Below are 12,570 nucleotides of genomic sequence, written 5' to 3' on the forward strand. Positions count from 1 at the left end.
ACTGCTAAAAGACTGCAACCGATCTGTTGCCCTGGCTGCTGCTGTCCTGCCTCAGATATGCCCTCCGGCTTTCCAGCCTTCGGCTGTGCCTGGAAGATCTTGGCCGCTTCCCCTGACTGCCGGTCTTCTCCCTTCGTCTCCTTGGTGCCTCCCGGGAATGTAAAAGCCTCGGCATCTCCAAGCCGCAATCTTTATAGCCTTCCTATAGCGCTTGTCGCTTACGCTCCAGCGCATAGAGGCTATAAAATATTGTCATGCCTGCGAAACAATCCATGACCTCAGCTCCGATCGAAGAGCTGGTCAAGCTTGCTGCGTCTCTTCCTGCCTCGACCGTCGCCCCTCGGGCTTTCGCCCGGGACATCGCCGTCAGGGCCTTCTCGATTGGGCTAACCGACAGCGAGCTGATCCGCTTCCTGAAAAAGCAGACTGCTAACCGTCCTGGTCTTTCCTCCCTGCTTACTGACCGCTTCGCATACCGTCGTCTCATCGCTTCCTGCCGCAGGGCGGCTCTTTCTTCCTCCCCTGCGGGGGCGGCCGACAACGCCGTCAAAACAGCCAGGCTCACCCTGGGCCGGATCCTCACTCCTGTGGCGGTGGATGATGCCGGCGCACCGGTCCTGACGCAGGCAAAGCAGATCCGGGCGCGGGCTGCCCTGGCCGTGCTCAGCGGGGAACAGCTGCGGTCGATCAACGGCGAGAAGGGCTGGAACACCATCATGGTTTCCTACCCGTGGCTGGCGCTTCGCATGGGGGTGTCATGGCCGACGGCCAAGGCTGCATTGAACGATCTCGTCGACATCGGATGGATCCGGGAAGTCGGCGGTCAGCGACCCGATTCGGCCCGCCGGTTCAAGATCAGCGGCCACCTGACCAAGGACCAAATGACCCTGGTGAAGCAGGTCAAGGACGAGGACGGCCAGGTCATTGAACCGGGTCTGTACGATGCCATCGGCGCCCTGGCCGGGCGCGACAATGAACCGGGTCAAAGTGACCTTCTGGTGGCCGCTGTGACCCGGTCCGTGAACCACCCTGCCTGGACCTATGGAACGGAGCCGCTGGGGGCCAGAGCATGGCTCCTGACCCTGGCTCAGGCGGCCGGGGTTGACCCGGTTCAGCTGGGTGTTTCGAAGCGGTCCATCCCTGCCCTGAACCGGCTCAAAGTTGAGGCCGGTTTGGACCTCCTGAACGGGTCAGAACAAGGGGACACCAATGATGTAATAACGGACCTCCCTGGCCAACTCTCGGAGGCCCTGAATTTCTGGGCCAAGAAGACCGGTGCTTACGAGGCTGCGGCGTCTGCCAAGGAGGCGTACAAGGCCAATGCGGCGGCCCGGACCGACGAGCTCGCCAAGGTCCGCCAGCTGCGCACCGATGCCCGTCCCGAGATGGATAAGCTCTTCGGCCTGGTGGCATCCATCCCGAAGGCGGACGCAGCGGAGGAGAAGCGGGATAACTGGGTGGCAGGCGCCTCCCGGGCGATCGCCAAGACGCCCATGACGGAGGCGCGCCGGAAGGCCCTGACCTTCGAGCTCAAGCGCCGGCTCAAGGCGCGGGGCTACGGGGACGCTGTAACTGTGATCGCCGACAAGGTAATGGGGAATGCGCGCCCGCTGCTCGGGCCCGAGGAGAGCATCCCGCTGGCCACCGAAGAACAGTCGGTGAAGACCGTCTGGATAAAGAGCACCATCGTGCACATGCAGGGCATACAGATGCGGACAGGGGAGCGGGACGCCTTCGAATCGGAACTGCGCAACCGACTGCGGCACCGCGGCTACGAGAAGTCTTTGGCCGAACGTCTGGCGACGCTGATCCTCCAGGATGTGGCCCTGGCAGCCTAGGGGACACCAGTTTTGCGAAGCGCACTGAGGGCTCGACCTTTGGGCTACCCAATCAGCTGATCTAACGAGGGCCAACGGCCACCTGGTCGCGCGCCTGTATGTTGACACGAGGGGCACGGCCCAGTCCCGATCCGGTGCCTCCGCCTCAGGTCCTTAAAAAGTGCCCGAGAGTGGACCTGTCTCTGACTGTCAGCCTCAGTTCCCGCTGACCAGATACATTGGCTCTGAATCGTGGTAAACCTTGTCCTGTTGGTGGTTATAAAGGACGACGAGCCTGGGCTTGGACAAGTCGTGAGCGGATGAATAATCCGGGTCGCAGGTGGGCAGCTGAAAGTGGTTCTTTGAGCAGTCCCACCCGACGCCAGACGGGTAATAGCGAAGGAAGATGGATGCTGCCGTGATACACGTATCACCGGCGTCGTCCATGCGACGGGTGCAAAAAACGTATTGTGTTGCGCCTGGCGCATCCGTTGCAGGTGCGCTGTACGATATGAACAACTCCGGGGCCTGAGCCTTCTTCTCGGCCACACTGAAGCATGTGCCCGGGTTCAAACTAGAGCACCATTTGCCCTCGAGTTCCCTTGGAAGGCCTGCGATAGTTGGCCTATTGTTCTGAACATATTCCTTCAGGGCATGGTCGCTGGGCTGGAAGATGAACTGCCGTGCGATCGGGTCGAGGAACATGTCGATGGACGCTTCAGCAAGGGGTATAAGAACCTGAACGGCTACAACAACTCTGGACCAAAAAATGACGCCTTTGACCGACGAGCCCGTCTTGGTTCTCAGCTCTTCGAAAGTCCAGGCCGGGTTTCTGGCTGCGATGAAACGTGCCGCCGAGTGAGCCACGAATTCTCTTTGCCCCGCCAAACATGGCGGGATTGCACCTAGGGCCCCCCGAATTTTAGGAGCTAGAGTTGAGGCAGAAAGCGCCGAATCACCGACGGACGTCGTGATGTCGGAGGTGCACTGATTGATCGCCATCGCCGAGGTGACCAAGAACATCACGTCATTGGTGGCCGCGACTTCTGACAATAGCGCATAGAGGACCCCGGCAAGCGCATCCGCCAGCGACGTACTGACTTCGACCAGCGGTTGGGTGCGACTAGAGTGCCAAAAGTCCATGACATCTGTCTTCTCGAACCGGAACTCATACTCGCCGGTCGGCTGGATGAAGTATGTGTCGGGGTTTGGCATAAGCGGAGGATGGCCGCCCAGAGCCATTGTGGCCCAGGTCTCGGGCTTGAGCGCCTCCCACAAATCACTGCGGACCGATACCGGGGTGACTGCTGTAGTGATTGACGCTCCGGCACCACGGTTCACTTTGAGCTTGATCACGAGGTCGTCAGGATGGTCAGGATCGCTCGTGGCACACCAAAGCACAGGACCATTGAGGTCGTCGAAGAACTGGGGCGCATCCTTATCGTCCCAGCTAGGCGGGTCAAACTTACATTCGGGTGGCGACGTCCGCACGCCAACAAGCTGACCGATGGCATTACGGCTGACATCCAGGAGGCCGTAGGTAGAGAAGTGTTCCAGTTTCGCGCTTACACTGGTCCCGTCCTCAGATGTTTGACTAGCCATTGGGACCCACGTTTGGTCGCCAAGGTCCCAGTTGGCAATAAGCGCGACTTTATCGGCTGGCAGCGGTTGAGCCAGCCTAAACGTGAGTTCGGCGCCCGAGGCAGGGAACGTGCCATTCTTCATGTCAAGGTCGACGACTTGACCCAAGGAAACTTGGGCTGGGAGCGCGGCTTGCATCTCAGGAATCTGAGGACGGTCTGCCACCCTAGCTTCCAGACCTGAAACCCCGGGGAAGCTGACGGTGGCGTGGACCTGAGCTGAGGGGGTTGGTGTGTTTAGGGCGGGTTGTGCCGTCGGTGTTTCGGCGCTGGCAGGATGCTCTGGAGGAGGGCCGGTGCAGGCAGCTAGGACCCCCACAGCGCAGACCGTGACCAAGCACGTCAGCTGCATGCAGAGTCGGTGGAAACGACGGCTGCGGGACCACGGTTTCCCTTCATTGCCGTTCATTGGCAAGTTTGAACAGCCTGGTCAGGTGCCATGGCGCTGTCCATGATCTTCACATAAGACTCATCGGGGTACCGGGAAGCCGCTACACACGCTTGGGCCAAGGTGTCATACGGGCCACCGTAGACGGTGTAGATCATGTTTCCCGCCTCCGACATCCGATTCAAGGCCGTGCAGCTAGTAAGAGTCAGCAGGTACTTGGATCCTGGGTGACTCTGCAGGTTCGTTTGAACGTCTTGGGCGTACACCGATGGCTCCGTCGATGAGTGGTAGACAACGATGTACTGGCCTGTGCAAGCGACAGGGCGCAGGGGCGACGTCAGGCCCAGATCACCGGGCTGAAGTGCGGAAGCCTGTGCCACCGGCGGTGTGACCGGCGCCGGCACGGTCGCAGTGGCTGCCGCCTCGGCTGTCGGGGGCGGGCTGGGACGGGCTTGCGACGTAGGTGTGTCTGCCGGCACTGCCGGCACGACTGCGGGTTGCGGAATCGAACCTGCCGCTTGGACTGACTCCTGAGTTGATGGTCTCCACGAGTTCTGCCCCAAGAAGATGCCGACCAGGAGCACTACCAGAGCGAGCCCAGCGGCTGCGAGACCACGCGTCTTTTGGCTCAGAGCCGAGAAGCTGAAAGTCCTTTTCGGTGCGTGATTGGGAGCTGCCTCCCGGCCTCGCGTCGCTGCGAAGTAGTTCTCAATCTTCTGGGAATCCAGCGTCGGCTCTGGAGATTCGTAACGTTGCCTGCCCGACACTTCCGGGGCCACGTTTTGGTGTGCCTTATGTGAAGGAAACTCTGGTTCATCGGCTGATGTCGAAACTGGTGGCAGCAGCCCTGCTCCAGGTGGGTAGAGGTAGGGAACGGGCTTGGGGGGCGGGCCGTAACTGTTGGTGAACGGCTCGCTGTCAGTGGCGGAAAACACGATTATGACGATGTCCCCGACGAGAGGTATAACCCTGATTAACTGCCACCAACCGGAGCGGCCAACGTCGTGGAGGCGTCGGACCTGTACGGCAAAAAGCGGCACTATGCAGGCCAACATGAAGATGCCGGCAAGGAATCTGATGAGATCCCAATTTGTGATTGCAATCAGGACGCTCCAGCCCATTAGGGCAAGGAAGAGCGCCAGACCGGCCATCCAAAATTCTGAACGCCTAGCTCGACCAGAAAACGTTGCGTACTTGGACAGGCAGGCTTGAACGGCCTCTAGAAGCGACATTTCTCTCCTTCGAAGAAAAGCGAACTTCAATTTCGAGACCGTTACGCGCCCCCCAGCTCTCCGAAGAAGAGCAGAGCCCAGATGCGTTCGTTTATTCTGCGCTTGAGGCGTGGGGATGGCTAGAGTCTTGGGCCCCCTTACATGAGAAGGGGGCAAGACGGCAGAGGTTCTTGCTCGCAAACTGAGCTAACTAAACTGTCTTAATTTGCATGGGTTGTAAGACTGCCGGGGAAGGGGAGGGCGCAATCGTGGCGACAAAGGCCGTGCAAGAGCACAAGGACACGAGGACTGCGCAAGAGCGCATGGATAAGAGAATATGGCTGGACTTCATGGATGCTCGCGCCGGCAGGGTGGGCGTGGACGTGAAGGTTAATCCATTTAGATCGTCAGCAATGCCGGCTTCCAGCTCACTGGCGGAGCCAGACGGAGAGGCGATGTCCCTCTTCGTGCGTGCGTTCTTAGAGCGGGCAGGTATCGCGTGTGAAAAGGCGGTTCCTGTGGGAATCGGAGCCACGACCGGACCGATGGCCGTTGCGGAGGTTCTCTTTGAGCACATGAAAGTGATTGGCCCCACGATCCAGTTCGTAAAGTTCGCGTTGGCCTGGCATGCACGCGTGGCGGCACGAACACGCCGCCAATTACTTCCACGAGTAGTTGTAACGCTCCTTGCTGACCACATCGAGCCTCGGAGCTCCGGTCCTGACAGGTGGCAGGATATGGCCAGTACTCTTCTTCTGGTCCTCCCTGAACTTCAGCAAGAACTCGAGGCGGAGTACCCTACCTGTTGTTTTGAGTTCGAGTTCCGTGCTCGGGGTAAGAAAGTCACCCGCTTCACGTTGCGGGCAGGGGCAGGCCTTCCTGTGACTGACAGCCATGTCCTCCAGATGCTGGAACACCTGAAAAAGGATGTTCCATCTCTGACCCTGTTTCACACCGAGGGCTGGTTTGCCTTTCCAACGGTGGTGCCCGTCAGCGGAGTAGTGCGTCCCCTTAACGTTCCCCCCGAAACTCCTTTCGTAAGGGGGTAGGGTCTCTTGCCGATGCCCGTAGCCCCCTGCATGGGAAGTGATGAGCAATTGGGAAGGAGTGAGGACGTCGGCGTCAAGGTAATTCAGCTCCGGAGGCAAAGCCGCGGACCAGTAAGGCCATACCCAGAGGACACACGGATAGCCCATGTGGTGCGGGCTTTCTGGTCTAGTAGGCGCTTAGGCGGCTGACGGGCTGCACGGCTGCCAGGTAGGACTTCGGGTCGTCCTCCTCCATGCAGAACTCCGCGATGCGCTCTGCTTCCGTCATCTGCCACAGCTCCGTAGCTGCGGCCTTGATTCTGACATCGTCGGTACGCGAAACGAGGTCTCGATGACCTCGGCGATTTCGTTGGCTGGGGTGTTCGCCAGGATGGAAGTTCCGTCAACCTGGGCGCGGTCCCGCAGGTTCTGTGCCTGCCGGATTGCTGCGCAGGCGGAGATCTCCACAACTGCCGTCATGGTGTGCTCCTCGTTTGGTCTTTCGGTACACCATAAGGATAGCGCCTAAAGCTTGGTGCTACCTTTCTTTGTGGGAAAATCATCCAGGTCGCCCGAGGATCTCCCGACACTCGCTTTCTGGGTGCATGTGATCTGCATGTGATTTCCATCACAGTGAGGGGCGCTTTATCCTCGGCGTACCGGTAACGTAGCTCTTATACATTTTGTATAGACGCCGATCGGAGAAGCGATGCTTACGATTCAGGAGGAGCTGGCCCGGGTCTTCGCAGCCCGCGAGCTGAACCGTCTCGATCTCCTCCGTGCCTGCGTGACGGCTCAGCAGAAGGGCCTGAGGCAGGGGGAAATCGCCCACCGCCTGGGTCTCTCGCAGCCTGAAGTCAGCCGGATACTGCGTAAGGCGCAGCGGTTCCCGGAGCTGCTCGAGCGTACCCCGAAGGAAGTTATCCTCGATTTCCACGCCGGCAGAATCAGCAGCCACGAGGCGATGCTCGATGAGCTAAAGACCTGGGATTACACCTTCGGTGAGGACGCTGAGCCGGGCAATCCGGAGGGCGCCCTGACGCACGGATCATGGGATGACATCGTCGATGCAGTCCACCGCGACCTAATCGATCTCCAGGATTACGAAGAGCTCGTCCACACGGCCCACCCGCGGGCCGCCTAGGTGGAGTACGAGGAGCTCCGCCCCGTCGAAGCGCAGCTGGATGCCCTCACAGCGCCCGGTGGAGAGCTGAACCGCGATTCGGCCCTGGCCACTTACGATCCGGAGGTGGCACTCAGTGCCGACCGTGTCCGCTTTCAGCGTCGGCTCCTGGATGACTTCATTGATGAGGGCGAGGAGAACGTGGAGAAGGGCGGCCGCGTCGCGGTCCTCATCACGGCGGGCCCTCCAGGTGCGGGCAAATCAACAGCCATCGACAACCATGGATTGGCCGACGAGGGCTGGCGGCGTATTGACCCGGACGAGATCAAACGGAAGCTGCTGGAAGCCGCTGTGGCAGACGGGCGCTTTGGTAGTGTGTTCTCGCGCACCCTTGCCGATGGCTTCCCGATCATGCCCAACGAGGTTTCCTCGCTGGTTCACAATGAAAGTGTCTTCCTTGCCGACCGACTGATCGAGCGCTGCCTGGAGGCACAAGAGAACGTAGTCATCGAGGGGACGCTGTCTTGGCGCGGACTGCCGCCGCGGTATCTCCGAATGCTCGCGCTGAATGACTACAAGAAGATGACCATCCTGGACGTCGAGGTCGACATGGCCACGGCCCTGGAGCAGGCGTACACGAGGTGGGCCGAAGGCCGTACGGAGGCCATTGCGGGAAAGCCAAACGGCGGCGGCCGGTTCACTCCGAGGGACGCTATAACGAAGATCTACGATGCCGCCGGCGAATACAGCTTCTGCAACAAAAATGCCGTGGACCTCTTCACGGACCCCGGGGCGAATGACATTGACGTCGTCGAACTGATCGTCGCCCAGTCAGGCGCTGCAGAGCAGAGGTACCTGCGCACGGTGGGACATTACCGGACTGCAGTGCCGCGGTACTTGAGCGAACCTGAGCCGCCGCCTGCGCCACTTGCGCCGGCCGCGGGCGATCCGATGGACTCCTGGCTGCCGTACCCCATGAAGAAGCCCGCCCCGTAACTTCCTGGGCGGGCTGTACCCCGCGAAGGCGGGGAAGTCCTATGTGACCTACGGCTACTCCGCGGCTTCGATCGCTTCACGGATTGCGTGTTGGCACTGGACCAGGATTGCGGCCATGCTGCGGATGCCGGCCCGCTCGTCATCGGCGTAGATGTCATCGTTGCCGATGGAGTAGACGCCATAATCGATGCACCCACCGGCTTCGATGCCGAAGACCTCCATGGCCTGCGCGACTGGTTCTACCAGCTCCGCGTGCGCATCGATCCATGTCTGCCGGGCACGGTACGTGCCTTCCTCGTCGTCGCCGGCTCCGCGGTTGATGCCGTAGGCATCTTGCTCGCGCTCGGCAGCTTCCCAAAGGGTGTTCCAGTTGATGCCTGATTCGGCGTACACGGTCTCGACGGCTTCGACGGCCCGGGTGATGCGGGCTTCGGTCTCGGTGTTCATGTGGTGTCTCGCTCTCTTCGTTCCTTGAGGGTTGGTAAACTCTTTTGGCCGTCGGAGTGTCCGACGGGTGGGCACGGGCAACGCAGGCAGGTTAGGTTAGGCGGCCTGCAGCAGTGCGCCGGGGCTCATCGTGATGAGGTCCGCGGTGAGGGAGCCGGTGCAGCCCGTGCGGACCAGCCCGGCGAGCAGATCGTGCCGGCCCAGGGCCAGGGCAACGGTTACCGCCTGGGAGACCTCGGGGTGCTCGGCGTCATCCTCGACGGCGAACGCCTCAGGATCCTTGTGTGCCGCTTCGATGGTTTCGATCACCACGGCGGTCCGCTTGACCTCTACGCCTTCCTTGACGGAAGCGTAAGGTGCGTCCCGCAGCATGCTCAGGATGGCTGGACTTTCGGCGGCAGGGGAGTTCAGGATGCCCTGGTAGACCTCTTCCGTGAAGATCTTTCCGCAACGCAGGATGCTTGCGTAGTCCTGCAGTGCCATGTGCCGGGATGTGACGGTCGATTCGAGGACGTCGCTCCAGCCTTTCTGGATGGCACGGCCGACGACGACGGTGATGGTTCGGTTGTCGCGGATGTGGTGGCCTGGTGCGTCAGCGATGCAGGCGTTCTCGGCGTGGACGATGCGGGCCAGGAGCTGACGGTTCTTGGAGGTGTGGGCCAGGTCGTTGAGGCGGTTCCAACTCATGCCGTCAACGGCGGCGAATGACGGGGTGACCTTGGCGGTGGATGCTGCAGACATTGTCTCGTCCCTCTTTCTTCGGTTCCTGCTGTACTCCTCAATCCTAGCAATAAAGGTAGCTATCAGCTACCTTTTCAACGAGTTGCTTCGTAACGGAAAGATAACTCTTGGCTACCTGTTCGTTGCGTCGCTTAAGTAGCTGATTGCTACAATTTAGCTATGGACAGACTTGCCAGAATTGAAGCCCTGAAGCACTCAACGGCACCCGTCGAAAAGCTGGTGGACGCCCGGGCTGCCGCTGCGCTGCTGGGCCTTGAAGGTGACGACCCGGATGACAAGGCGCCCGGCAAGCGCGTTTCCACGTGGCTGGCCAAGCTGGTCGTTGCGCTGCGTGCCGGCAAGCAGCCCACAGGGATTCTGGCCGTGCTGCCTGATCCGGCCGGCTACCTGAACGGCGGCCCGGTCTGGCGGGTCGCTGACCTTGAGAAGATGCGGCCCGTCGTTGAGGCCTCGGCCGGCAGTGTGGGTCGGCCACGCAAGAGCCCTCCACCCGCGGCGCCTGCCGGCTGACTCACCGAGCACCAAGGGTCCTACCTATCCTTACAGACGGGCCCCTCCTGTTCCTGGCCCGACCCCCATAGCGAGGTGGAGTCGGGCACTGGTGATCACTCAAATGCCGTTATTCGCCGGGTATGCCGGGAGCTCCATTGCCGGGCGCTTGCGGCCGCCAGGTAAAGGGCAAAGTCCGGCGCGGGCGGCGGTGTCGCAGTTTCAGTCATGAGGCCCATGTGTACGGAACCCTAGCAGTTGCTCACCTCGGGTCTTGCCGGGCGACTACGCAAGGCGTATCGTCCGGTCCCAAACTGAAGGAGGCTTCGATGACCCAGCCACCTGAGTCGCCAAGAACACAAAGAGACGTCGACGCCTTTTCAAAAAGCATTGTCACAGGCGTTGTTCTCAGCATTTGCGGTCTGGTGCCAGCAGCCGCCGCGGTTCTCGTTGCCTTCAATCTGGGCTTTGGCCACAATTTCTTGCTTGCAGTGCTGTTCGGTGCGCTGGCACTGGCCATGATCACGTCAGGCTGGACAGTCTTCGTCCATGGCGACCTGAAACAGAGATCTGACACAGCCGCAGCCATTGCAATTGCCCTGCTTCTCTTGGCACTGATGGCAGTCGCCTCGGAACTCTACAGGGACGACTGGCTGATTGTCCTGGCCTGCCCAATAGATCCTGCGTACCATCCCGATTGCACGTCCAATGAGCTGATGGAGAAGCACCGACTAAACGCCTCGAGCCTCAACCAGATCGTGGCGGTTTTCGGGATCGGCCAGATAGTTCCGTTGCTGTCCATTATCAAAGACATCGTCTATAGCCACCTAAGACCAACTCCATGGCAGGAAGTCATACAGGACCGGGAAGTCCGGAGGACTATCAGGAGGACGAACAGGCAACGCCGGATTCGGCATGATGAGCTGAGCGTACCTGACGATTCTGCGGGGATTGGGAGTTCGAGAACTCTTTCAACGATTGTGGTCACGGCCATTGTCACGGCATCCCTGGTGCTCAATTTCCGGCGTCGGCAGCACTAAGGTGCACCTCCCGGTTGGGCTTGCAGTCGAGTATGGCTCTGCTTGAAGGGCTCTGTTCATGTTTAAGGAGGGGTTGTTAGCTGGATGTCCTGGTGCAACGGCAACCCTGACCCGCCACCCCAGGGGATTTGGGGAACATAGAAACGCCGGCGGCACCAGGCTGGTGAGCCTCCTCCACGGCTGCCAACTGTGCCTTCGTCCCTGGGGCACCGGACGTGGAGACCCTTTCCCAGCCGAGTGAAGGGGCCACCCTTGTGTAGCCAGTGGTCGGGGAGATAATCGGGTTGCTGAGCAAACAGCGGGACATGGAGTCGCAGGACCTCGAAGATGCAGAGAGCAACGGGAGGCCAACACTTTCTATGCTCGCCTCGTGCTCGCCGACGAGAAGGTGATCGCTGCGTGCTGGGCTGTCCTGGGGCTGTGTGCCGCGCAGAGGATGAGGCGTCTACCGCCCTTGAAGCCCTGATGCCGGCCATAACGGTCACGGACAGATAGGGCGGGCCTGCCCGCGTTTCGGGGGAGAGGGCGCGGGCAGCAAGCGGGCGTTGTAGCGTTCTGGAGATCCCGAAATTTCCGGCTCCATCCAGCGGCGCTCACCCCTGCTGGTGCCAGCCGTCGGACACACAAGACCCTCGTATATTCGTCGCTAGGGCAGTCTCTACAACCACCCTGCCAGCCTCGAAATCCTGTGAGCTTCGACCTCGCCAATGTGAATACCTCTCGGTCGCATTCTCCCCTGTCACCGAGCTCGAGCCGTTGCGGTACGTCGTCGCGCTGTTGTATTGTCCTAGCCGAGTACCTCATCGGGCTCTTTGGTGAGAAGCGTGCCCCGTTTGCGCTGGGCCTCGCGTCCCTGATCTTCGGCTTCCCCATCTTCTTCGACGCCGGCCTGGTGGTCATGCTGCCCGTGGTCTTCGCCGTCGCCCACCGGCTGGGCGGGGGAGTGCTCCGCTACGGCCTGCCCGCCGCCGGCGCTTTCTCCGTGATGCACATCTTCCTGCCGCCGCACCCGGGTCCCGTATCCGCGGCTGCCTTTTTCGACGCCAACATCGGCCTGGTGACCATCGCCGGCCTCATCGTGGCCATCCCCACCTGGTACGTCACCGCCTACCTGTACGGCCTCTACACCGGCAGGAAGCTGGTGCTGCCCGTTCCGGAAATCCTGGGCCACGCCACCGCTGAAGCCGAATCCCACCCGCCGCGCTTCCGCACCATTGTTGCCCTGCTGCTCCTGCCGCTGGTCCTGATTTTCATGAACACCGGGCTGAACACCCTTCGGTTGCAGGTGGATCAACGTCACCGACTGGAGCCCGTGGATCACATCGTGACGGTCGCCGCTGGTAGCGACTTAGCGAGAGAAACCGGCCTTGGATCGTCCAGGGCCGGTCTTTCTTTGCCTTCGAAGATGCCACGCACCGCCCCGGAGCGGCCAAATCGGCGGCCTATCCACTTTTATCCACTTTTGAGGGCCGTTTCTCCACCTGTTTCCACATATTTTCCATCCCGCCAACGCCCCTACTTCCCAGTGCTGGCGCGGACTTTGGAGAGCTCTCTCCAGATTCTCCAGTTTTCCAGCAGTACACCCACTCCTTTATGTACGTGGCACACGATGCGCCTTGTTCATTAGAGGAGATCAGGGAGTCAGCCTCA

10 protein-coding genes and 1 pseudogene are annotated in these 12,570 nt (G+C 60.7%); 7 read left to right on the plus strand and 4 right to left on the minus strand.

The genetic code is table 11. The features are described from left to right. The first annotated feature begins 254 nt into the window (after nt 1-254). Nucleotides 255-1,838, plus strand: coding sequence for a hypothetical protein (locus AC6CHP_RS03015; protein ID WP_498228125.1), 1,584 nt, complete (start codon nt 255-257; stop codon nt 1,836-1,838). A 195-nt stretch (nt 1,839-2,033) separates the two neighbouring features. Here the strand turns inward: AC6CHP_RS03015 and AC6CHP_RS03020 are convergent, their stop codons facing one another. Together AC6CHP_RS03020 and AC6CHP_RS03025 are read right to left on the minus strand one after the other, a co-directional pair. Continuing rightward, nucleotides 2,034-3,596 carry a hypothetical protein gene (locus AC6CHP_RS03020; RefSeq protein WP_498228126.1) on the minus strand — a complete coding sequence of 521 codons (1,563 nt, stop codon included), beginning with the start codon at nt 3,594-3,596 and terminating at the stop codon, nt 2,034-2,036. 266 nt (nt 3,597-3,862) lie between these two features. Continuing rightward, nucleotides 3,863-5,077 (minus strand): DUF805 domain-containing protein, encoded by a 1,215-nt coding sequence (locus AC6CHP_RS03025; protein WP_498228298.1) that lies wholly within the window; start codon nt 5,075-5,077, stop codon nt 3,863-3,865. Nucleotides 5,078-5,379: 302 nt separating this feature from the next. Here AC6CHP_RS03025 and AC6CHP_RS03030 point away from each other — a divergent pair, with 302 nt between their 5' ends. The 3 genes from AC6CHP_RS03030 to AC6CHP_RS03040 all read left to right on the plus strand — a co-directional run bounded on the left by AC6CHP_RS03030 (nt 5,380) and on the right by AC6CHP_RS03040 (nt 8,203). Next, on the plus strand, nt 5,380-6,105 hold the full coding sequence (locus AC6CHP_RS03030) for a hypothetical protein (protein ID WP_498228127.1): 726 nt from the start codon (nt 5,380-5,382) through the stop codon (nt 6,103-6,105). 688 nt (nt 6,106-6,793) lie between these two features. After that, complete coding sequence (locus AC6CHP_RS03035) at nt 6,794-7,228, plus strand: hypothetical protein (protein ID WP_498228128.1); 435 nt, start codon at nt 6,794-6,796, stop codon at nt 7,226-7,228. After that, nucleotides 7,229-8,203 carry a zeta toxin family protein gene (locus AC6CHP_RS03040; RefSeq protein WP_498228129.1) on the plus strand — a complete coding sequence of 325 codons (975 nt, stop codon included), beginning with the start codon at nt 7,229-7,231 and terminating at the stop codon, nt 8,201-8,203. A gap of 54 nt (nt 8,204-8,257) precedes the next feature. On the opposite strand, the gene AC6CHP_RS03045 is transcribed toward AC6CHP_RS03040, so the two are convergent. Beyond that, the gene (locus AC6CHP_RS03045) at nt 8,258-8,650 is read right to left on the minus strand and encodes a hypothetical protein (RefSeq protein ID WP_498228130.1); all 393 of its coding nucleotides are present in this window, start codon (nt 8,648-8,650) and stop codon (nt 8,258-8,260) included. 96 nt (nt 8,651-8,746) lie between these two features. Continuing rightward, nucleotides 8,747-9,391, minus strand: coding sequence for a hypothetical protein (locus tag AC6CHP_RS03050; protein WP_498228131.1), 645 nt, complete (start codon nt 9,389-9,391; stop codon nt 8,747-8,749). A gap of 159 nt (nt 9,392-9,550) precedes the next feature. Here AC6CHP_RS03050 and AC6CHP_RS03055 point away from each other — a divergent pair, with 159 nt between their 5' ends. From AC6CHP_RS03055 to AC6CHP_RS03065, 3 genes and pseudogenes are all read left to right on the plus strand, one after another. Further along, complete coding sequence (locus AC6CHP_RS03055; protein ID WP_498228132.1) at nt 9,551-9,901, plus strand: hypothetical protein; 351 nt, start codon at nt 9,551-9,553, stop codon at nt 9,899-9,901. A 308-nt stretch (nt 9,902-10,209) separates the two neighbouring features. Beyond that, the gene (locus AC6CHP_RS03060; RefSeq protein ID WP_498228133.1) at nt 10,210-10,920 is read left to right on the plus strand and encodes a hypothetical protein; all 711 of its coding nucleotides are present in this window, start codon (nt 10,210-10,212) and stop codon (nt 10,918-10,920) included. A gap of 784 nt (nt 10,921-11,704) precedes the next feature. After that, nucleotides 11,705-12,196: pseudogene (locus AC6CHP_RS03065) on the plus strand (GntP family permease); the annotation flags it as partial. Nucleotides 12,197-12,570 lie beyond the last annotated feature (374 nt).

The sequence above is a fragment of the Pseudarthrobacter sp. GQ63 genome (assembly GCF_059758765.1).